The organism is Plantibacter sp. LMC-P-059a (assembly GCF_030209505.1).
Taxonomy (GTDB): domain Bacteria; phylum Actinomycetota; class Actinomycetes; order Actinomycetales; family Microbacteriaceae; genus Plantibacter.
Window position 1 is genome coordinate 280,125 of record NZ_JARVRZ010000006.1, and the last position, 20,511, is coordinate 300,635.

The following is a 20,511-nucleotide window of genomic DNA, read 5'->3' on the forward strand; positions in this document are numbered from 1 at the left end:
GAAGGGCCCATCTCCCCAGCGCTCCCCGCCTCGACCGACGCAACTCCATCGGTCCCTGCCCCTGTCGAAGGGCCCAACACCCGCCCCTTCAACTCCCCCACAATCGCAGCCTGCTCCGCAGCCCCAACGCTCTCCAACAACAACTGCATCGAGTCCAACGCCCGATAGGCCGACTGCTCCGTGAACCCGGCGTTGTGAGCCCAGGCGTTCCGAACCTCCCGAAGCTCGCTCGCGTACCCGCGAGCGCTCCGCGACAACACGCGGTCGAACGGGTACCCTAGCTCCCCAATCCGCTCGGTCATCGCCCGGAGCATCAGCGACACATCGGTCGCCGAGTACCGCCCGTGGCCGCCCCCGGCTGCGCAGTCCTTCTCCTCGATGACCCGAGTCCACTCGACACCGGGCACCGCCTCGGCGAACGCACCCTCGACGATGGGGCGAAGCCCCAGCCCAAGCTGCTCGAGCCCCTGGCCGACGGCAGAGTTGAGTTCAGAAGCGTCCACGTGTGCGGCCTTTCATTATGGTGAGGCTGGCATACCATCGGCACTTGATCGGGCCACTGTTGCGTTCTCTGGCTCCGCAACACGACTCGGCCCGCGCGAGAGTCGACAAGGGGTTTCCGACCGGTTCAGGGGCCGCTATGAGCCTACCTAGCAGGGGCGACGCTCGATTCACCGACGCACGGCCTGGAGAACGGCCACGGGTGCGGGCCGATGGAGTAACGCGCGGTGGCATCACTGCGACCCCGATCAGGGCACCGGGCCTATCGGTTCGCGCGCCGCTGGCGCTGACACGCAGAGTTGCTTCGAGGACGAAAAGCAGCCCATCGAAGCTCGAGGTGCCGACGGAATCCGAAGTGAGGGGGTTCCCCTCATCTGAGCCCGGTTCGCAGTCGATAGGGTTGCTGGCAGGGGAAGCATATTCGTGCTGTGCTTGGTCACGGCAAAATCCGAGGGCGGGTGTGGTGCGCGGTGAATGACCACGTGGGCGAACGAGTTCGTCCTGCAAATGGCCTAGCGCCACACCAGGCGAAGTACTTCGCACACGAGTTGCAGCGCAGCTACGCGAACGATCACGTCGGCAAGCTTGCCGGGCTGCTGTTCGATGCCCAGGTCGAGCCAAAGCCGCACCAGATCGATGCCGCGCTGTTCGCACTGAAGACGCCGTTCCTCCGAGGCGTGATCCTCGCCGATGAAGTGGGCCTCGGGAAGACGATCGAGGCGGGCATCGTCATCTCGCAGTACTGGGCGGAGCGCCGTCGCAGCATCCTGATCGTTGCCCCGTCAAGCCTGCGCCAGCAGTGGCAGCAAGAGCTTCACGAGAAGTTCTTGATCCCGTCGTCCATCCTCGATCCGAAGTCGAAGGATTCGCTGCTTGCCGCTGCGGGTGGTCGCTCCGCTCAGGTGTTAATCTGCTCCTACGAGTTCGTGCTCCGGCACGAGACCTCGCTGCTTAAGGCCTGGGATCTTGTCGTCGCTGACGAAGCACACAGGCTACGGAACTATTGGACGGGTAAGGCCAAGGCCGCTGAGGCTGTCGCTCACATCGTGTCGGGTACGCACAAGACGGTGCTGCTGACGGCGACGCCGCTGCAGAACAAGCTAGAAGAACTGTACGGGCTGGTGTCGATCTTCGACCCGGGCTACTTCCTCTCGCTCGATGCGTTCCGAGAGAGGTATATCAAGAACCGTGACCCGGGCGGCGATGACGACCTGGTGGAGCGTGTCGCCACCGTCTCGAAACGCACTCTGCGGCGCGACGCCGACAAATACATCCACTTCACCGAACGACTGCCCCTGACGGTCGAGTTCATGCCATCGCCCGACGAGAGGCGACTCTACGACCTCGTGAACGACTACCTGCAGCGTGAGGAGTTGTTCGCCTTTGCGGGTAGCCAGCGTCATCTCGCTGCCCTGATCATCCGTAAGCGCCTCGGGTCGTCGACCTTTGCGGTCGCGAGCACGCTGGAGAACATCGCCAACCGTCTGGCGGACGAGGTCGCTGCCGGACAACGCCGAGACGGCCGTGGTGGCCTCGTGGCAGCAGACTTCGCCGTTGACGATGAGCTCACCAGCGAAGAGCTGGAGGAGGCAGAGGAGATCGAGGGAACCGGCTCCCGCGCATCGTCGCTGCCGCTTGCTGAATCACTGATCGAGGAGATGCAGGCTGAAGTCAACGAACTGCGCGAGTACGCCGCGCTTGCCCGTTCGATCACGAAGAACCAGAAGGCTGTCAAGCTCGGTGAGGCACTCGATCTGGGGTTCGAGCGGCTCCATGAGCTGGGCGCTCCCCAGAAGGCCATCATCTTCACCGACTCGACCAAGACGCAGGAGTACATCGCTCGTTCCCTGCGTCAGGCCGGACGCGGCGATGGACTCGTCCTGTTCAACGGCTCAAACAACGGGCCGGAGCAGACCGCGATCTACCAGGCCTGGCTCAAAGCCAACCAGGACGGTGACCTGATCACCGGGATTGCCGCCGTGGATCGCCGCAAGGCACTCGTGGACTACTTCCGCACCGAGGGCACAATCATGATCGCGACCGAGGCCGCCGCGGAGGGCATCAACCTGCAGTTCTGCTCAATGCTCGTCAACTACGACCTTCCCTGGAACCCACAGCGGGTCGAACAGCGCATCGGTCGTGTGCACCGCTTTGGACAGAAATACAACGTCGTTGTCGTGAACTTCTCGAACAAGGGCAACATCGCCGAGCACCGGATCCTGGAACTGCTTACGAATAAGTTCCAGCTGTTTTCTAGCGTGTTCGGTGCGAGCGACGAGGTGCTCGGCACGATCGAGGACGGTCTGGACTTCGAGAAGACGATCAGCGAGATCCTCACCCGCTGCCGAACAGCCGGCGAGCTGGATGCAGCGTTCCGCGAGCTCGAGGGGCAGTACGCGAGCGAGATCTCGCGAGAGATGGCGAGCGCCAAGGCGAAAGTCTTCGACAACCTCGACCCGCACGTCCAGGATCGCCTGAAGGCGTATGACACACAGTCCGGTGAGGTACTCAATAAGTTCGAGCGCCTTTTGCTCGCAATAACCCGGCATGAGCTGGATCGATTTGCTACTTTCGAAGGCGACGGTCGCAGGTTCGTGCTGACGGAGGCGCCGGTCAGGGAATCGCCGACCGGGCGCTACTTCTTCAAGTCGCAGCCGCTCGAGAACGCCCACCAGTACCGCTATGCGAGTCCGCTGGCACAGTATGTCGTCGACACGTCGAAGGGACATGAGACTCCGGCACGTGAGCTGACCTTCTCGCTCGGACAGTCAGAACGCGTGAGCAGCACGATTCGGGCACTCGAGGGGACCAGCGGCGAGTTGACTGTGAACCTAGCGACCTTCCGCATGAAGGCTCGCGATGAGGACGTCTCCGAGTCCTACATGCTGTCCGGTGCACTCACCGATGACGGCCGGTGGCTCGATGAGGAGTACGTCGCGGACATCCTCGATCTGGACTGCATCTCGGTCGGAGAGCAGTCCGTAGCGATCGAAGCGGCACGCTTCACGTCGCACCTTAATGCACGACGGGCGGAGCTGGAGAAGGAAGTCCAGGGCCGCAATTCCCGCTACTACGACCAGCAGGAGGAACTGGTCTACCGCAACCAGCAGGACCGCAAGGCCGCGCACGAGGGCGCCATCCGCGATTACCGGGCCAGGGAGAAGGAAGCCCGCAAGCTCGCCCGACAGGCCGACGACCCGATGGAGCAGCTACGGCTCAAGAAGCAAGCCCGAAAGTGGGAGCAGCGTGCCGAGGAGGCCGACGAGGACTTCCGGGATACACGCAAGAAGCTCCGCGCCGAAGCCGACAAATACCTCGAACTGATTGAACAGTCGCTCCAGGGAACCCAAGAGAGCGAGCACCTGTTCACGATCCGATGGCGTATAGCCACATAGACCACGGGCCGTTCACAAACCTGACACAATTTGTCAAAATCATGAAAGAGAATCACCCGAATGACTGACGATTTCTACGAAACACCATCCACCACTCCGAACTTCCAGACCGAGCTGGCAGCGCAGCTTGCTGATCTGATTCCCGAGGCCATCGCCGACGGCAAGGTGGATGTCGAGAAGCTCAGAGAGCTGCTCGACGCCGACGCAGCCGACCCCAGCGAACGATTCGGACTGTTCTGGCCCGGCAAGAAGCGTGCCCTACGTGCAGCGCAGGAGCCGACCACGGCGACTTTGAGGCCCGACTTCGAGAACTCGAAGGACTGGGACACGACGCAGAATGCCTTCATCGAGGGCGACAACCTCGAAGTGCTCAAGATCCTGCAGAAGCACTATCACGCGAAGATCAAGCTGATCTACATCGACCCGCCGTACAACACGGGGAAGGATTTCGTCTACCCGGACAACTATAGGGAAGGTCTCGATAATTACCTAGAGTGGACACGTCAGGTCAACGAAGAGGGTAAAAAGGTCACGACAAACTCTGAGACTGAAGGGCGCTACCACTCCAATTGGCTCAACATGATGTACCCGCGCCTAAAACTCGCACGGAACTTGTTGCGTGACGACGGCCTTATCTTCGTCTCGATCAACGATTTCGAGCAGTCGCGCCTCCGATCCGTGATGGACGAAGTCTTCGGCGAAAGCAACTTCCTCGCCTCACTGATTTGGCTCAAGGGTAAGGAAGGCGGCAACGACAACGATGGCTTCGGACGGCACCATGAGTACATTCTTTGCTACGCGAAACGGGCATCCGAGGGCGCCAAGTCCGTGCGTCTTGACGCCAAGGACACTTCTAGGCACGTGGTCGCCTTGTCGGAGCCAAATCGTGTTCGACCTGGCGACGAGGTGTACAGGGATGGCGAGCAGTTCCAACTGATCAACCTCAGTAAGCAGAAGGACTACACCGTCACCATCCCTCTCTCTGACGGCGACGAACTCGCGTGGCCCTCCTACGCTCCGCAATCAACTATCGACGAGTACGTTCGGGTAGGAAAGCTTTTCGTGGGCTCCAAGGGAACCCCGTACGTTAAGTCATTCCTAGCGGACGAGGCCGATGGGTCAAAGCCGAGCACTGTCATCACCAGCGACTACGGCACAACGAAAGCGGGTGGAATCGCGATTCGTGAACTTCTTGGTAATGGAAAACTTTTCAGTTACCCGAAGCCGCCGTCGCTAATGAAGAGAATTGTGCAGCTTGCCACGAACCCAGATGGCACTGACATTGTCCTCGACTTCTTCGCCGGTTCCGGAGCACTCGCTGAAGGAGTCATGCGGGCAAACCTGGAAGATGGTGGCAGGCGACACTGGGTGCTTGTCCAGCTGCCAGAACCAGTCGGGGTCGATTCAGAAGCAGGGAGGGCTGGTTATGCAACCCTCGCGGAGCTTTCGAGAGAACGAGTCAAGCGAGCAAGTAAAGCCTTGTCCTACTCGGAGACGCTCCTCCAACACGATTTCGGGTTTCGCTCTTATCGGTTAGCCGACACAAATTTCACAAAATGGCGATATTCTAGTGATGTTGAGGAGGACGCGCTACAGCAGCACTTGCTCAGTCTTCGTGACAGTGCGACCGATGATGCGACTGCCGATGAGCTGCTCACTGAGGTTCTGCTCAAGCAGGGCTACTCGCTGACCGAGGTCGTCTCACCTGCGGAGATCGATGGCCTCGACGTTCGGCTTGTGCGTGACCGTGATGGCGACGTTGCCGTGTTGGCATACCTGAACGAGCACGTCAAGCCGACGCTTGAGCAGGTCCGCGCGCTTGTTGATGAGGCGCCGACGCGGCTTATCTTGCTCGAGGATTCCTTTCAGGGCGACGACGAACTCAAGACCAACCTGGCCCAGCTCGCGAAGAGCAAGGGCATTGAGCTCTGGACCGCGTGATGCGCGGGTCGGGATTCCAGTTCGACGCTAGTCAGCCGTATCAGCTGGATGCAGTTGCGTCGGTAGTGGACCTATTCGACGGGCAGCCGAAGGATGCAGAGAAGCTGGTCGTGACACTGCGTGGCGCGGCTGTACCTCCCGACTCGCATCAGGCGACGCTCGACATAGACCTCGCGCAGGAGGTTGGCGCGGTCGGCAACAGCCTCGTGCTCGATCGTGACCTGATCCTCGCGAATCTGCAGCGTGTGCAGGATCGGAACGGTCTTGATGTTGCGTCGTCGCTCACAAGTGACGCGCTCGACTTCGATATCGAGATGGAGACCGGTACAGGTAAAACCTACGTCTACCTGCGAGCGATCTTCGAGCTGGCCGTCCGGTACAACTTCACGAAGTTCGTGATTCTCGTGCCGAGCGTGGCGATTCGCGAGGGTGTCAGCACAAGCATCCGGCTCATGCGCGCGCACTTCGAGAGCCTCTACAAGCCGCACGGCATCACCTTTGATGCCTCGATCTACAGCGGCAAGAGCGCCGAAGAGGTGCAGTCGTTCGCGACCTCGACGAACGTGCAGATTCTCATCATGACGATCGACTCGATCCGTGGCAACGCGAATACCCGCATCATCCACCAGACGCGTGACAAACTGAACGGCCTGCGCCCGATCGACTACCTGAAGGCAACGCACCCGGTCGTGATCATGGATGAGCCACAGAATATGGAGTCGCAGCTCTCCCAGTCAGCGGTCGGTGAACTGGACCCGGTATTCACGCTTCGCTACAGCGCGACTCACAAGAAGCAGCGCAACGTCGTCTACCGGCTCGACCCCGTTGACGCCTACGATCTCGGTCTGGTGAAGCAGATCGTTGTGGCCGAGGTGGCACAGCAGGGTGCCGATGCGACGCCGTACATCAGGCTGGTCGAGGTGCGGCGTGAGCCGTCGTGGTCGGCCCGACTGGAGCTTTCCTGTCGTAAGGCCGATGGCTCGCTTGAGCGGCGCATCGTGAGCGTGAAGCAGCACCAGGAGCTGTCGGATGCGCGCCTCACGAACAACCCGATCTACGAGGGCTGGCGCATCAATGATATGAGCATCGAGCCAGCCTACGTCGACCTCACCTCGCACGGCTTCCTATACGAAGGGGAGAGCGTTGGTGCCTCGGCCGGCGCGATCTATAAGGAGATGATCCGAGAGACCGTCCGTGAGCACCTCCGCAAGGAGTCGATGCTCCGCGGCAAGGGCATCAAGGTACTCAGCCTATTCTTCGTCGACAAGGTCGCCAGCTACCTAGGCGACGGCACGAACAACGATGACGCGAGCGGTGACTTCGTGCAGTGGTTCGATGAAGTGTTCGTTGAGGAGCGTGCGAAGTCGGCGCGCTATCAGGAGCTGCTGCCGCAGGCGCCGAGCGAGCTTCGCCGGGCGTACTTCTCCCAGATCAAACGCGGTAAGACGACGACCTTCCAGGACTCGTCCGGCACGACGAAAGCTGATGACGATGCCTACGAACTGATCATGCAGCAGAAGGAACGCCTGCTCGACGAGAACGAGCCTGTCCGGTTTATCTTCAGCCACTCTGCTCTGCGCGAGGGTTGGGACAACCCGAACGTCTTCCAGATCTGTACGCTGCGCGAAATGGGCGCTGAGACCGAGCGTCGCCAGACCCTCGGACGCGGCCTGCGTCTTCCCGTCGCTAAGACCGACAACGGCTACGCCCGCGTCGCTGACCGTAGTATCGCGACGCTGACGGTCATCGCGAACGAGTCCTACACGAAGTTCGCGGATGCGCTCCAGCGTGAGTACAAGGAAGCCGGGGTCGACATCGGCCGGGTGCGTAGAGCCGAGTTCTCGAAGATCCCGCTGCAGGATGAGAACGGTGCGCTCACCGACGACCAGTTCGGCTACCAGCGCTCCGTGCTCGTGTGGGAGCATCTCAAGGACAAGGGCTTTATCGACAAGGACGGCGCGGTCACCTCGAAGTTCCAGCCGAACCAGCTTGGCTTCGACCTTGACCTACCGGTTGACTTTGCATGGGCCGGGTCGACCATCATCGAGTTGGTCGAGCGCGCCAGTATCGGCAAATACGTCAAACCCATCAGCAAACGTCAGCCGCGCGTGCTCAACAAACAGCTCTACTCGAACCCGGAGTTCGAGGACTTCTGGGAGGCGATTAGTCAGAAGACCACCTACCGTGTCAGAGTCGATCGAGACCAGCTTATCGAGAACGCCATGCGGGCGATCCGAGAAGCGCCGAAGGTTGACGCGCTGCGCATCCAGGTAACCCGAGCCGGAGTCAAGGTACTGCGAGGGGGTGCCAAGGGCGAGGAGCTCGGCACCCGCTCGGCGGATCTCAAGGGCAGCTACGACCTGCCCGACATCATCACGGAGCTGCAGGAAGCCACTTCCCTTACACGCAAGACGATTGTCGACATCTTGATCGGCAGTGGCAGGCTGGGCGAGTTCATCGGCAACCCGAACGACTTCATCGCGATGACAAAGCGCGCCCTCCAGAGCGAGCTGGCGAAGATCGTGGTCGACGGTATCCAGTACGAGCGGATTGCGGGCTCCGTCTACGAGCTTCGCGAACTGCAGAAGGATGGCGAGGAGGAGAAGGAACGCTTCCTCGACCAGATGTACAAAGTGCAGCACACCCAGAAGACCGACTTCGACTACGTCGTCTTCGACTCCGACGTGGAGCGCCAGTTCGCGGAGCTGCTCGACTCTCGCGAGGACGTTAAACTGTTCATGAAGCTGCCTGCGAAGTTCAAGATCGACACTCCGGTCGGCCCTTATATCCCCGACTGGGCGATCGTCAAGCAGGAGGACGGCGAGGACCGCATCTACATGGTCCGCGAGACGAAGAGCACGCTCGATGACGCGAAGCTGCGACCGGCCGAGCTCGCAAAGATCAAGTCCGCCGAACGGCACTTCGAAGCCATTGGCGTTGGCAGCTATGGGCGGTCAGTACCGGGAGCATGGAACTTGTGAGCAGCAGTCGCACTCGCGCTGCCGGCGCGGCGATAGAAGATACGCAGCTGAAGCCTGCCCGGCACGCTCGCGAAAGCCGTAGGGTCAGCGGGTTGGGCGAGAAAATCTTGTGATCGCTGCTTCGTGGCGGCCCCCTCCTCGGCTAGAGTCAACGCGTCGGCGGAAGGCTCACCCTGCGTCGCTCACGACTCGGGCAAATTGGGCGATCCGTGCCATCGATCATCCGACCGCTCAGCGCTAGAACCGCTCGCCCGCTCCACGTCCAACAACGCATCCACCGACCCCACCTCCGCTACCAGCGCATCCCACCCACGCTCCCCCGCGACCGCGGCCTCGCCGTCGGTGAGCAACCGCAGCGTTCGCACGTGCCCGACCACTTGGCCGGCCTCGTTCCGGATCTCGTCGAACGACGCTCCCCAGCGCGACGGCGTCACCAGGAGCGCGGAGATCTCCGTCCCATTCAGGAACGGCGTCCCATTGCGCCACGGCGCGAGCACCGGTGGCACCCGGCGGTTGGTCGCGAGCTCGTTGATCACGATGCGCAGCGCGACCATCGCGGCACCCTGCTGTCCGTCGATGACCTCCACAGCGAGCTCGATCCGCTCACCGGAATCGGTTTCGAGCCGGGACACCCCGGACGTGAGGATCGTCACCGGCCCGTCCTCAGGCCGCTTCTCGATCACCATCACCGACCCACCGATGCGGTCCTTGAACACGACCGGATCCAAGCCCAGGGCGTCGAAGATATGGAGCGGGAAGGCGTTTTCGCCCGGGACGAGAGGGACATCGTTGCTCATGCGGCGAGCCTAGCCAAGCCCATGATCGTTGGGGAGGTCCCCGTTCATCAGGCACGACTCACAGCGTTGTGGGCGGGACACCATCGCATCGGGCGCCCGTCCACCCCTGCCCCTGGCCGCCCGCCATCGGTACGGTGGGACCAACGCCGCAGAGAGGTCCCACGCGCATGTCGTCTTCGAACCAGCCGCCCGCCCAGAACCAGCCCTACCCGCTGCCCGTACCAGGCCGGGCTCCCGTCAAAACTGGCAAGCGCGGCAACGGACTCGGCATCGCCGCCCTCATCGTCGGAGGGTTCGCGCTCATCGGGGCCTTCATCCCGATCCTGAACTACATCGCTGGGTTCGTGGGACTCGTCGGCCTCGTCCTCGGCATCGTCGCCCTGTGCCTGAAGAACCGGAAGAAGGGCTTCGCCGTCGCCGGCACGATCGTTTCGGCCATCGCGATCGTCCTGAGCATCGTCCTCGCGATCACCTACACGGCCGGGTTCGCCGGGCTCGTCAGCGACGCCGTGAAGACCGCGAAAGCAGAGTCCTCCGAGGGTGCCAACAAGGAGGTGTCCGTCGTCTACGAGGTCAACGGCACCGCCACCGACGCCTCGATCGTCTACTCCACCTACACGGCCGGTACCAACGGGACCGAGCAGGCGACCGGCCAGGCGCTCCCCTTCATCAAGGAACTCACCGTTGAGGCCGGTGGCGACACCGACTTCACCGCGTTCTCACTCATCGCGACCAACGGTGCCGAAGACACCGGATCCGTCAGCTGCAAGATCACCGTCGACGGTGACGTGGTCGCCGAGCAGACCTCGACGGGTGCGTACGCATCGGTGTCATGCTCCGCGTCTGGTGTGGATGGGCTGACGGAGAACAAGTAGAAGTGCAGCAACGTCGGAGCTGGCGGGCATGCACTCCCACTATTGACGCCTCATCCAAGACCCCGAAACACCACCTTTGGCAGATGCTCTCGGACCGCTGCCGTCCGTCAAGATGGTCTAAGAGGTCATGCGCTTGGACATGCTGCCGGCTCCAGCCGGATGGGAATTCAGACATACGCGCGCTTTGTGACTCTGCCGCCGTAGGGGACGAATTCATGCATCTGACCATGAACGATCATTGTCTTCATCGTCGGGGACGACTACCGGACCGCCGAGATCAGAAGCATCTTCATCACGATGTGCGTTAGAGAAATCCGAAAATATCAGTCGCCAGATGAGCCACCACGCGTAAAAGGACGACACCGAGTTGATGTGGTTGTCGTTAGCAAGTCCGTGGGCAAGTTCGTTCCGAAGGTTCGGTCCGTGCGAGCTACAAAATAACGCTCGGATCTCGAAGACGATGTCGGGATCGAAAACCGCCTCAACCTCATCGCCTTTCATCAGTGCGCTGAGACCCTTCTCTGCCTCGATGCCATCATCAATTGTACTCGTGCTCACGCCAGCGGCGATTAGCTTCATACGAATGATGTTCTCTAGTTGAGGGATCAGCAGGTGTGCCGCCGTTAGGAAGTCGCCGTTATATCCGTAGTGGAGCCCCCTCGCGACGAGCGACTGTCGGCCAGAAGGGACAGCAGGGCTCTCATTCGCAAGAAACGTGAAGTCCGCGATATTCAGAGGGTGTTGAGCAGACAAGGCCGACCACGACGGTTCGAGGAAACGCTGGACGCAGAACACGATACGGCCCACGAAATCTCTCGTCATCACGCGCCACAGGTGCGAGGGTACTCCGTAGATCAGATCGTTGGCGTCCGCAGACGACCGTGCTACGGTACGCCCATCCGGGGAGAACTGGACATGCGGGAACACGTGGGGGAGTGGATACTTTTCGATCAGCGCCTGGTTATTGACCTTGGCTAGCTCGAAGTCGGTGAGAGGCAGCCAGCCCAGAAATAGTCCTAGAGCATCTCCAACTTCTTTGCCTTCGATGAGCGCCGTGAGATTAGGCATTTCTCGCGGAATGGGAACCTTGTGCCGCGTCGACTTCATAAACGACAACGTGGCTGTGCCTGCGCGGCGGATCATTCTCGTCAGCTCGCTGTGAAGCTGATCTACACCACGAGCCGGTCGTTCGGCGCGGGGAATGATTGCGAGGCGGTCAAGAGCGAGTTCGAGATCCTTCCCCGCGCGCGCGGCAGAATCGACCCTATGCTCATCAAGCAGCTCGCTCGCTTGGTCTCGCAAGACCAGAACGGCCGCGGCGATATCGTCATAGTGTGCCGGCAGGTCCCCCGCTAGGAGGTGCCATGCCGCCGCTTCCTCACGCAACAGCCGTCGCATGTAGCCGTGTGTTGATGGCGGAGCTAGGAGCCTTAAGTGCTCGCCGACCTCAGCGGCTCGTGTCCGCGCCCGGTTGTGTGCACGCAAGTTCCCCGCCAGAGGCAACACCTCCTCCGGGTTCGTCGAGGCGAGGATGCGGTCAAGCAATATATGCTCCAGCTTGTCACCGGCCGCCTGCGTGAGAGGTCCGAACCGAGGCGCAATAGCAAACGCCCGCCCGATAGCGAACATGACGTCGTAGTTGAGAGCGATGTTCGCAAACTCCGATGCCACGTGTTCGATGAGACTCGCCCATGTCTGGACCTTCTCCAATCCAGTGGTCCGTGCAGCCAACAGATCCAATACCCTCAACAGAGTCGACGCGTCCAAATCACGCGCTGCGAGGTGGCGGAGTATCTCAACCTCGTGATCCTCTAGCGTGTGGGTCGATACCCAACGCCCGTCGGGGTGCTGACGGGTGGGGATGTACGCCTCATCCCAGCTATCAGGGCGAGTTACAAAGTCCCGGATCGCGTCAACGAGGAGTACCACCTCGCGCTCATGCAGGTCGTCCGGCACGGCCGACCTCGAATCCACGGGCACGAGCAACCCACCCGCGTGAGCACGAGCTACGGCGTCCGCCCAGTTGACAATCGAGTCGTCGCTCATGCTCGCACACTATCGGCCGGAGAGGAAAAGCTGGTCCTGTTCCAGGCCCGCTCGGCCGGCGAAGCTGTTCTAATCCCCGAATACGGCGATCGTCAACTTCGTCTCCGGCTTTATCGCCTTCGTCGGCCTCGTGCTCGGTGTCATCGCGCTGTTCCTGAAGAACAAGTCCAAGGGCCTCGCCATCGCGGGCACGGTCCTGTCGCTCGTCGCGATGATCCTCAGCATCATCCTCGCCATCACCTACACCGCCGGATTCGCCGGCGCCGTGAGCGAAGGCATCAAGACCGCGCAGGCCGAGTCGTCCGCGGAAGCAGACCGTGACGTCGCCGTCATCTACGAGGTGACCGGAACGTCGGCCGGCTCGTCGATCACGTACTCCACCTACACGGACAGCAACAGCGGCACCGAGCAGGTCAAGGATCAGGCACTCCCCTTCACCAAGGAGTTCACGATCAAGGCCGGTGGCACCTTCGACTACAGCTCGTTCTACCTGATGGCGATGAACGGCGCCGACGACGCCGGTGACATCTCCTGCAAAATCACTGTCGACGGCGAGGTCGTCGCCGAGCACACCTCCACCGGTGCATACGCGTCGGCATCCTGCACCGCCTCGAGCATGGACCTCAACGAGTAGCAGGCCCGATCACCGTTCTCCGAGACCCCATCGATCCGCTTTGGCCGGTCGATGGGGTCTCGTCGTCGAGCTGATGCGCACGAGCGCGCGGAGGCCTCAGGCTTTGACGACGCTGACCTCCACCGGCGTCGGGTTCTGGAACAGGTCGAGGACGGGGCAGTGTGCATCGACCGCGGCGCGCAGCTCCTGGTAGCGGTCCTCGGTCTCAGGGCCGGTGATGGTGATGTTCAGCCGGATCGTCGAGAACCCCGCCCGCACCTCGTCGGTGATGCCGAACAGGTTGCGCACATCGAGGTCACCCTCGGCGGCGACACTGATGTCGTCGACCTGGATGCCCAGCGCACTCGCGTAGAGACGGTAGACGACGATCTGGCACGAGATCAGCGCCCCGAGCGCGAACTCCACCGGGCTCGCCGCCACGTCGTCGCCGGCCAGCGCGGCCGGCTCGTCGACGAAGAAGCGGTGCTTGCCCGCGGTGATCGCACTCGCGACCGAACCCTCACCGGTGCCCGAGACGCGGTAGGTGAGCGCTGCGCTCGACGGCGCGGAGGCGATCCGCTCGGACCAGGATGAGCCGGCAGCGGCCAGGCGTTCAGCGCGCTCGGTTGCGGAGACGGTCGGGACGGTGGCGAGGTCGTTCGTGAGGAGAGTCATGCGGACAGTGTCGGCGGTGCAGCGCGCTCGTGACCAGCGACCGGTGTCACAACTCGTCACGAACCCGACGACGCGAGGCGCTCGACGCGGAACCGTCGCAACCGGCGCGCCGACACGTCGTCAGTACCGCCACTCCCGAGCAAGATTCGACGACAGCTCGACACCGACGACCATGATGGCGACGACACCGACTCCGAGCGCGACGAGTAGCGCGCCCCTCGCGACCGATCGCCGACGCGTCGAACAAATACCCGCGGCGACCGCTACGGCCACAAGCAGGAGCACCGTGACGAGCAAGCCCGGCAGGTCGAGTTCCAGGAAGAGACAGTGCATCGGGTAGGACTCCTGGCAACCGCCGTCGCAGGTCGCGACGAGCAGCAGGATGAACCCGATGTAGAGGGCGGTCAGGCCGAGGACCGCCAAGACGGCGGGTTGTCGAACGACACGAGTCGGGCTGCCCATGTCTGCCCTTCGACAAGCTCAGGGACCGGGGGTGGACGCTCGGGGACCGGCAGCCGCCTCACATCGAGAGGCGGCGGACCAGCTCCTCGACGGTGGAGAACTCGATCGTCTCGCCACCCTCTTCGTCGTCATCGTCGGCCTCGACCTCGACGGCCTCGAACGCGAGGTCGGCGTCGAGCTGCACGAGCACCGAGCTGTCGGGGAACTGCTTCGGCGCGTCGAACGACAGCAGCACGGCGTCGATGAAGACGATCACGGAGCGCAACACGAGGTCTTCGCGCAGCTCGGCGGTCTCGACGACCTCGTCCAACTCGTCGGACTCTTCGATCTCCGACACCACGCGGTCGAGCAGCACCTTCCACTCCGCCGTCGGCGTTGAGAGGACCCGCTGCGCCAAGTCGGCGAGCGCCGCCGGCTCCGGCTCGACCTCCTGCTCCTCGGGCTCGGGGTCGACGTTGAGCATGACCTCGGCATCGATCGCGTCGAAGCGGGCGAGCCCGTAGACGAACGTGTCCTCCACCTCGGGCGAGGCGACGAGCCCCCGACGCGTGAGTTCTTCGGCCAGGGCAGTCAGCGATGCAGTCATGCGCGCCAGGCTATCGCGCCCGGGTGAACGGAGGTGGAACGTGCCGTCGCGCTGAGTTGCCCGGATGTATCCGAAAACGGGCGAGCTCGTTGCCAGTGATGAGGACGGATCAGACCGGGACTGATTCTTCACGACCGAGCAGATCGGCTCGAGTCCTTGCCGAAGAAGCCTCACCCACCTGCGCTAGTGGGATCAGTGTTCTCGGAGTCCGGCGAGCAGGAGTTCGACGGCTGCGCGCGCCTCTGAAGCCCAGAGGGGGCGATCGATCGTAGACGAGATGCCGTGTAGCACGATCATGACCGCCCCGACAGGCGTGCCGGGGCGGATGGCGCCATCGGCAAGCGCTCGCTCCAGGAGGTCGGCGACGGCACGTTCGACTGCGATGCCGCCGTCGGCCAGTACTGCAGGGTCTGTCGTCGCTGCCAGGGCGCGGGCGAGACCGGTGTGGGCGAGCACGTACTCGACGAACCCGCGGAGGAACATGTCGAGGTTCACCCCCGGAGACCGCGCCGGGTCGTTGGCCTTTTCGCAGAGTGCGGCGACCTCGCCCTCGTACACTGCGGCGGCCAGCGCGTCACGGGTAGGGAAGTGTCTGTAGAGGGTTCCAACCCCCACGCCGGCGCGCGCCGCGAAGTCATCGAAGCGCACTTGCTCGTCCCGGTCGAAGACATCACGCGCAGCGGCCACGATCGCGTCCCGATTGCGGCGGGCGTCCGCTCTCAGTGCTCGGATCTCGGCCATGGCGACACCTCTCATTGACAATTGGAGATCGTCTCCATATATACTCACAAATGGAGACAAGCTCCATTTTACGGAAGAGGCACCAATTGCGCATCTTGATGTTCGGCCGAGGGGTGATCGCGACGCTGTACGGTCGGGTGTTTCAGGCGGCCGGCCACGACGTCGAGTTCTACGTGCGTCCCGGGCGCGCCGCGGAGTACGGCGACGAGGTGCAGCTGGACTGGATCGATGCGCGCCGGAAACCGTTCGGCCGGCGGGTTCGTGAGTCGTTCCGGACGCCGTTTCGGGAGGCCCTCGACCCGACAGATGGATTCGACCTGATCGTGCTGAGCGTCGGACACCATCGTCTCGCGGAGGCGACCGCGTTCTTGGCTCCCCGCATCGGAGACGCGACAGTGTTGGTGTTCGGCAATGTCTGGGAGGAGCCACTGACCGCAGTCGCGCCGCTCCCAGCCGAGCAAGTCATGTTCGGGTTCCCTGGTAGTGGCGGCGGTTTCGGGGACGACGGGGTGCTGAGTGGCGCAATGCTGCCCTCGGTCATCATCGGTACGCCGGATGTCTCGCCCAACCGGAGGGAGGAGGAAGTCCTCCTAGCCTTCCGGCGAGCTGGCCTCGCCGTTCGGCGGGAAAAGGACATCCGAGGGTGGCTGTGGTTGCACTTCATCGCCGACGCCGGCATGTTCGATCAGGCGATCCGGAGCGGGTCGCTGGCGAACATGACGGGCGACCGGCGAGCATTCCGCGACGCTTTCCTGACGACCCGTGAGCTGCTGCCCGTTCTTGAGGCTCGAGGCGTCGACCTCCGATTGCACCGCAACGCGACGCTGCCGTTTCGGCTGCCTGGCCTGATCGCTACGGCCTCCGCATGGGCGACGAGGCTGATTCCGATGGCCGGCCGGAGCCTCGCAGCACATACGGATCCGCACACACCGGAAGCCTCAGCGGTCCTCGAAGACACGCTGCGCGAGACGCGCCGCCTGAACATCAGCACCCCTCGCCTCGAACGCTAGCAACCTGAACTCTTCCCGACGGGCACAGCTGTCAGCGGCACACGCCATGATCGCCGTATGCCCTTCGCAGACGAGCTCCTCGGCGCCGCCGTCGCCCGCACCCTCACCCGCTCGCTGCGGGAGGCCGCTCCAGACCGTCCGTTCGACGCGGTCGCCGATGCAGCCGAGCGACTCGACGGCCTCGCCCTCCGAGAGCGCGCCGACCTCCTGCGCGACGCTCTCCTCGCGGACGTCCCCGGCGACTACGCGACGCTCGCCGGTGTCGTCCGCACCACCCAGGCCTCGGACCCCGCGTTCACCGGCTGGCTCATCTGGCCCGTGACGAGCGCGGTCGCGGCCCGCGGGGTGGAGGAAGAGACGCCCGAGGCCTTCGACGACGCCATGCGGCTCCTCGCCGAACTCACCGACCGCCTCAGCGCCGAGTTCGCCATCCGCATCCTGCTCCGCCACGACCTCGACCGCGCGCTCGCCATCGTCCTCGGCTGGACCACCTCTGACAACGAACACGTCCGCCGACTCGCGAGCGAAGGCACCCGCCCCTACCTGCCGTGGGCCGTTCGTGTGCGGGAGATCGTCGCTAACCCTGGGGTGACCGTGCCGATCCTCGACGCCCTCTACCGCGACCGGAGCGAGTACGTGCGCCGATCGGTCGCCAACCACCTCAACGACCTCAACCGCGACGATCCCGAGCTCGTCGTCGCGACCGCGAACCGCTGGCTCGCCGAGCCGGACACCAACACGCCTGCGCTCGTCCGCCACGCGCTGCGTACCCTCGTGAAGCGCGGCGACCCGGGCGCGCTGGCGGCCCTCGGCTTCGGAGCTGCGACGACCGAGGTGGAGGGGTTCGGGCTCGAGAGTGCGCACGTGCCGTTCGGCGGAACCGTCCGCTTCGTCGCGACCGTCCGCAACACCGGCGCCGAAACCGCTCGCCTCGCGATCGACTACGTCGTGCACCACCAGAAGGCGAACGGCTCACAGACGACGAAGACGTTCAAGCTCACGACGACCGAGCTGGCCCCCGGCGAGCACATCCTGCTCTCCCGGGAGCACTCGTTCCGCGCGATCACCACCCGCCGGTACCACCCGGGAGCCCACGGGATCGCACTGCAGGTGAATGGGATCGCGACCGAGCCGCTGACGTTCGAGCTGTTGCCGCCGGTGGAGTGAGGCGGACGCGAGGCCGGGCGAGCTCCAGTCCATGAGCTTGTCGGCGGGCGCACTTCGACAGGCTCAGTGACCGGTGGGCTCAGTGACAGAGAGAACCTCAGTTAGCGAAGGGCGCACTTCGACAAGCTCAGTGACCCGCGGGGCTCCGCTACTCCGCGGCCTTGTCGACGGCCGCCTGCGTGAGCTGCGCGAGCTCATCGGGGGTCACGCTGCCGGCCAGCACGCCGACGGAGACGAGCGCCCCGTCGCCCGCGACGAGGTACATCTGGATCGACGTCGTCACGACGTACCCGGTCGACGCGGACAGCGTGTAACCCTTCACCGCGCCGTCGACTCCGCTCACGTCGACCGGCTCCCACTCGATCAGGATCGTCTCGCCATTGACCATCCGCTCCGTCTGCTCACCGAAGCACGCGGAGACGGCGGCGTCGGCCGTTTCGAGCAACGCCTCCGAATCGTCCGTCGGGACCAGGGACTCGGAGAACACCGTCCTTGCGCGCTCGAAGGAGACCGTGGGTGGTTCCTCGGTCCCGAGGACGCTGGCCAGGTTGCCCTGGCAGACGGTCGTCTCGGCCTTGTCGGTCGAGGTCTCCGGCTCGCTCGAGTCCGTGGGCTGCAGAGCCCACCCGCCGGTGGGAAGGTCGTCGATGGTCAAGAGCTTCGACGCCACGTCGACCGACGGGGTCGCGGATGGCTCGACGGCCGCAGACGGGGCCGCGACATCCGGCGCGGATTGGGCGAACGGGAGGGTCGCGCAACCCGACATCGCCAGGGCCAGGAGCGCACCGGCGGTCACCACGCCGAGCCGACGTGCTCGAGACGACCTGCTCACGCCTCGGCCTGACCCGACACCACGCACGCGCGCACCGGCCGAAGCGGTGGACTGGTTCCGACGTGTGATCTGCATGGCTGCTCCTCTGATTGACCCGACACTCGCACGGTACCGAGCGCCGATCCCCGCGGCGATGGGCAGCGCTGCCCATGCGGCGGCCAGGTCCGGCGGCAACACAGCCCCTGACAGGACCGGCCGACGCGACCCGGCCACCGCGGATGAACGTCCGCTGGGAATCGTCGAGCGCAGGAATGCCCCACCCCGCCGGAACCGTTCCCCTGAGCATGACAACCATCGGAATCATCGGTTCAGGAAACATCGGCTCTCAGCTCGCACGCCTCACGGTGGCGCAGGGTCACGACGTCATCGTGTCCAACTCGCGCGGACCGGAGACGCTCAGCGACCTCGTCTCGGAGCTCGGCGAACACGCCACCGCAGGCACCGCCCTCGACGCGGCCGAGCGTGGCGACATCGTCATCGTCACCATCCCGCTGCACGCGATCGACACCGTCCCCGTCGCACCGCTCGCCGGCAAGGTCGTCATCGACACGAACAACTACTACCCCGAGCGCGACGGCCACATCGCCGAGCTCGATGAGGAGACGACCACCACAGCCGAGATGCTGCAGGCGCACCTCCCCGAGTCGAAGGTCGTGAAGGCGTTCAACCACATCTACGCGAACGACCTCACCACGAAGGGCAAGCCGTCCGGCACCCCCAACCGCCGCGCACTCGTCATCGCCGGTGACGACGCCGACGCGAAGGCCACCGTCGCCGCACTCATCGACTCCTTCGGCTTCGAGCCCCTCGACATCGGCGCGCTCTCCGAAGGATGGCGCATCCAGCGCGACACCCCCGGCTACGGCCCGGACGTCGACGCCGACAAGCTGCGCGAACTCGTCGCCGAGGCCAAGCGCTACCGCGACATGTAAGTCACCCGCATCGCGAATCGCCCTGAGTGGTCGTCCAGGTTCTCCTGGTGCGACAACTCGGGGCGATTCGTCGTTGACGGGAGCGGAGCCGCTCACCCATCAGATGAGCGCGTCGACCGCCGCCCAGCCGGCACCGAACAACACCGCGACCCAGCCCGACAGGGCGAGGGCGTCGCGGACGTCGCGATCGAGTCTGTCGGCGTCGCTGCTCGCGTGCACGACCTGAAGCAGGGCGCCGTAGAGCAGGAGGAGCGGCGCGATCGCTGGGAGGACCTTCCACCCCTCGAGTGTGGCGAGAGCACCCACCACGAGCAGGATCACCGTCGGCAGATTCGCGAGGGTCAGCAGATTGAACGCCGCACCGCTCCAGAGCGGCTTGCGCAGATACCGCTGCCAGCCGATCAGCATCGCCACCACGGCGATCACGAGCAGGATCAACCAGAACAATTCTTGGGGCGCCACCTCTGGACCCTATCGGGATCCGTCCCGCTCAGCCCGCCACTCGAGGAGGAGCGGCGCATCCTCGAAGCCGGCACGGCGGTAGACCGAGGCACCGTCCGCGTTCGAGCTGACGGAGACCCGTCCGATGTCGCGAGCACGGGCCGCGTCGAGCAGGCCGTCGACGAGCCGACCGGCGATGCCCCGGCCGCGGAACTCTGGGCGGACGAACACGCTCTGCACGTCGCCGGTGAGGCGGCGGAGCGCGCCGATGTTCGGGGCGCGCGAGAACACGACCAGCCACGCCATCCCGACGACCTGATCGTCGACCACGGCCACCAGGCACACGCGGGAGTCGGGGTCGACGGCGATCCACGAGACGAGATCATGGGCGAACAGGGCCCGCTCCCAGTCGGCGAGCGGGGCCGAGGGAGGCGACATCGCCAGCTTGAGCTCCGCCAGCCCGGCGGCATCGGCCGGCGTCGCGACGCGGATCTCGACCTCGGGTTCCATGCGACG

The 20,511-nt window shown here is 63.9% G+C and carries 17 protein-coding genes and 1 pseudogene; 8 read left to right on the forward strand and 10 right to left on the reverse strand.

Annotated features, from left to right (window positions below):
- Positions 1–134 precede the first annotated feature (134 nt).
- Positions 135–503 (reverse strand): annotated as a pseudogene (locus QRN27_RS18365) (Swt1 family HEPN domain-containing protein); the annotation flags it as partial.
- A gap of 480 nt (positions 504–983) precedes the next feature.
- On the opposite strand from QRN27_RS18365, the gene QRN27_RS14630 reads away from it, so the two are divergent.
- The 3 genes from QRN27_RS14630 to QRN27_RS14640 are packed head-to-tail and all read left to right on the forward strand — an operon-like array spanning position 984 to position 8,818.
- Complete coding sequence (locus QRN27_RS14630) at positions 984–3,896, forward strand: SNF2-related protein (protein ID WP_285042852.1); 2,913 nt, start codon at positions 984–986, stop codon at positions 3,894–3,896.
- Between the two features lie 60 nt (positions 3,897–3,956).
- Positions 3,957–5,837 carry a site-specific DNA-methyltransferase gene (locus tag QRN27_RS14635; RefSeq protein ID WP_285042853.1) on the forward strand — a complete coding sequence of 627 codons (1,881 nt, stop codon included), beginning with the start codon at positions 3,957–3,959 and terminating at the stop codon, positions 5,835–5,837.
- Positions 5,837–8,818, forward strand: coding sequence for a restriction endonuclease (locus QRN27_RS14640; protein WP_285042854.1), 2,982 nt, complete (start codon positions 5,837–5,839; stop codon positions 8,816–8,818). Before QRN27_RS14635 ends, QRN27_RS14640 begins: the two co-directional genes overlap by 1 nt.
- Before the next feature lie 182 nt (positions 8,819–9,000).
- Here the strand turns inward: QRN27_RS14640 and QRN27_RS14645 are convergent, their stop codons facing one another.
- Entirely contained in the window at positions 9,001–9,615 is a 615-nt protein-coding gene (locus QRN27_RS14645; protein ID WP_285042855.1) for a suppressor of fused domain protein, read from the reverse strand.
- Positions 9,616–9,782: 167 nt separating this feature from the next.
- On the opposite strand from QRN27_RS14645, the gene QRN27_RS14650 reads away from it, so the two are divergent.
- Positions 9,783–10,490 (forward strand): MmpS family transport accessory protein, encoded by a 708-nt coding sequence (locus QRN27_RS14650; RefSeq protein ID WP_285042856.1) that lies wholly within the window; start codon positions 9,783–9,785, stop codon positions 10,488–10,490.
- A gap of 213 nt (positions 10,491–10,703) precedes the next feature.
- Here the strand turns inward: QRN27_RS14650 and QRN27_RS14655 are convergent, their stop codons facing one another.
- Positions 10,704–12,536 carry a DUF4209 domain-containing protein gene (locus QRN27_RS14655; protein WP_285042857.1) on the reverse strand — a complete coding sequence of 611 codons (1,833 nt, stop codon included), beginning with the start codon at positions 12,534–12,536 and terminating at the stop codon, positions 10,704–10,706.
- Between the two features lie 130 nt (positions 12,537–12,666).
- Between QRN27_RS14655 and QRN27_RS14660 the strand changes: the two genes are divergently transcribed.
- A complete protein-coding gene (locus QRN27_RS14660) occupies positions 12,667–13,170 on the forward strand; it encodes an MmpS family transport accessory protein (protein ID WP_285042858.1) in 504 nt (167 codons plus the stop codon).
- Between the two features lie 96 nt (positions 13,171–13,266).
- Here QRN27_RS14660 and QRN27_RS14665 read toward each other — a convergent pair whose 3' ends face one another.
- The 4 genes from QRN27_RS14665 to QRN27_RS14680 form a co-directional block, all read right to left on the reverse strand.
- Positions 13,267–13,824 (reverse strand): OsmC family protein, encoded by a 558-nt coding sequence (locus tag QRN27_RS14665; protein ID WP_285042859.1) that lies wholly within the window; start codon positions 13,822–13,824, stop codon positions 13,267–13,269.
- 120 nt (positions 13,825–13,944) lie between these two features.
- On the reverse strand, positions 13,945–14,286 hold the full coding sequence (locus QRN27_RS14670; RefSeq protein ID WP_285042860.1) for a hypothetical protein: 342 nt from the start codon (positions 14,284–14,286) through the stop codon (positions 13,945–13,947).
- A gap of 58 nt (positions 14,287–14,344) precedes the next feature.
- A complete protein-coding gene (locus tag QRN27_RS14675) occupies positions 14,345–14,872 on the reverse strand; it encodes a cytochrome C5 (protein ID WP_285034960.1) in 528 nt (175 codons plus the stop codon).
- Between the two features lie 192 nt (positions 14,873–15,064).
- Positions 15,065–15,613 carry a TetR/AcrR family transcriptional regulator gene (locus QRN27_RS14680; protein ID WP_285042861.1) on the reverse strand — a complete coding sequence of 183 codons (549 nt, stop codon included), beginning with the start codon at positions 15,611–15,613 and terminating at the stop codon, positions 15,065–15,067.
- Between the two features lie 86 nt (positions 15,614–15,699).
- On the opposite strand from QRN27_RS14680, the gene QRN27_RS14685 reads away from it, so the two are divergent.
- The gene (locus QRN27_RS14685; RefSeq protein WP_285042862.1) at positions 15,700–16,623 is read left to right on the forward strand and encodes a ketopantoate reductase family protein; all 924 of its coding nucleotides are present in this window, start codon (positions 15,700–15,702) and stop codon (positions 16,621–16,623) included.
- Positions 16,624–16,680: 57 nt separating this feature from the next.
- The gene (locus QRN27_RS14690) at positions 16,681–17,790 is read left to right on the forward strand and encodes a DNA alkylation repair protein (protein ID WP_285042863.1); all 1,110 of its coding nucleotides are present in this window, start codon (positions 16,681–16,683) and stop codon (positions 17,788–17,790) included.
- Positions 17,791–17,938: 148 nt separating this feature from the next.
- On the opposite strand, the gene QRN27_RS14695 is transcribed toward QRN27_RS14690, so the two are convergent.
- Positions 17,939–18,697, reverse strand: a complete 759-nt coding sequence (locus QRN27_RS14695) for a hypothetical protein (RefSeq protein ID WP_285042864.1) — start codon at positions 18,695–18,697, stop codon at positions 17,939–17,941.
- 209 nt (positions 18,698–18,906) lie between these two features.
- On the opposite strand from QRN27_RS14695, the gene QRN27_RS14700 reads away from it, so the two are divergent.
- Complete coding sequence (locus QRN27_RS14700; protein ID WP_285042865.1) at positions 18,907–19,554, forward strand: NADPH-dependent F420 reductase; 648 nt, start codon at positions 18,907–18,909, stop codon at positions 19,552–19,554.
- 99 nt (positions 19,555–19,653) lie between these two features.
- Here QRN27_RS14700 and QRN27_RS14705 read toward each other — a convergent pair whose 3' ends face one another.
- Both QRN27_RS14705 and QRN27_RS14710 read right to left on the reverse strand, forming a co-directional pair.
- The gene (locus tag QRN27_RS14705; RefSeq protein WP_285042866.1) at positions 19,654–20,016 is read right to left on the reverse strand and encodes a hypothetical protein; all 363 of its coding nucleotides are present in this window, start codon (positions 20,014–20,016) and stop codon (positions 19,654–19,656) included.
- Between the two features lie 9 nt (positions 20,017–20,025).
- Complete coding sequence (locus tag QRN27_RS14710; RefSeq protein WP_285042867.1) at positions 20,026–20,505, reverse strand: GNAT family N-acetyltransferase; 480 nt, start codon at positions 20,503–20,505, stop codon at positions 20,026–20,028.
- Positions 20,506–20,511: the final 6 nt, after the last annotated feature.

Coding starts and splice junctions, on each gene's coding strand:
- QRN27_RS14645 (WP_285042855.1), bottom strand. CDS start 9,615: ATGAGCAACGATGTCCCTCTCGTCCCGGGCGAAAACGCCTTCCCGCTC.
- QRN27_RS14665 (WP_285042859.1), bottom strand. CDS start 13,824: ATGACTCTCCTCACGAACGACCTCGCCACCGTCCCGACCGTCTCCGCA.
- QRN27_RS14655 (WP_285042857.1), bottom strand. CDS start 12,536: ATGAGCGACGACTCGATTGTCAACTGGGCGGACGCCGTAGCTCGTGCT.
- QRN27_RS14680 (WP_285042861.1), bottom strand. CDS start 15,613: ATGGCCGAGATCCGAGCACTGAGAGCGGACGCCCGCCGCAATCGGGAC.
- QRN27_RS14695 (WP_285042864.1), bottom strand. CDS start 18,697: ATGCAGATCACACGTCGGAACCAGTCCACCGCTTCGGCCGGTGCGCGC.
- QRN27_RS14675 (WP_285034960.1), bottom strand. CDS start 14,872: ATGACTGCATCGCTGACTGCCCTGGCCGAAGAACTCACGCGTCGGGGG.
- QRN27_RS14650 (WP_285042856.1), top strand. CDS start 9,783: ATGTCGTCTTCGAACCAGCCGCCCGCCCAGAACCAGCCCTACCCGCTG.
- QRN27_RS14635 (WP_285042853.1), top strand. CDS start 3,957: ATGACTGACGATTTCTACGAAACACCATCCACCACTCCGAACTTCCAG.
- QRN27_RS14690 (WP_285042863.1), top strand. CDS start 16,681: ATGCCCTTCGCAGACGAGCTCCTCGGCGCCGCCGTCGCCCGCACCCTC.
- QRN27_RS14700 (WP_285042865.1), top strand. CDS start 18,907: ATGACAACCATCGGAATCATCGGTTCAGGAAACATCGGCTCTCAGCTC.
- QRN27_RS14640 (WP_285042854.1), top strand. CDS start 5,837: ATGCGCGGGTCGGGATTCCAGTTCGACGCTAGTCAGCCGTATCAGCTG.
- QRN27_RS14710 (WP_285042867.1), bottom strand. CDS start 20,505: ATGGAACCCGAGGTCGAGATCCGCGTCGCGACGCCGGCCGATGCCGCC.
- QRN27_RS14670 (WP_285042860.1), bottom strand. CDS start 14,286: ATGGGCAGCCCGACTCGTGTCGTTCGACAACCCGCCGTCTTGGCGGTC.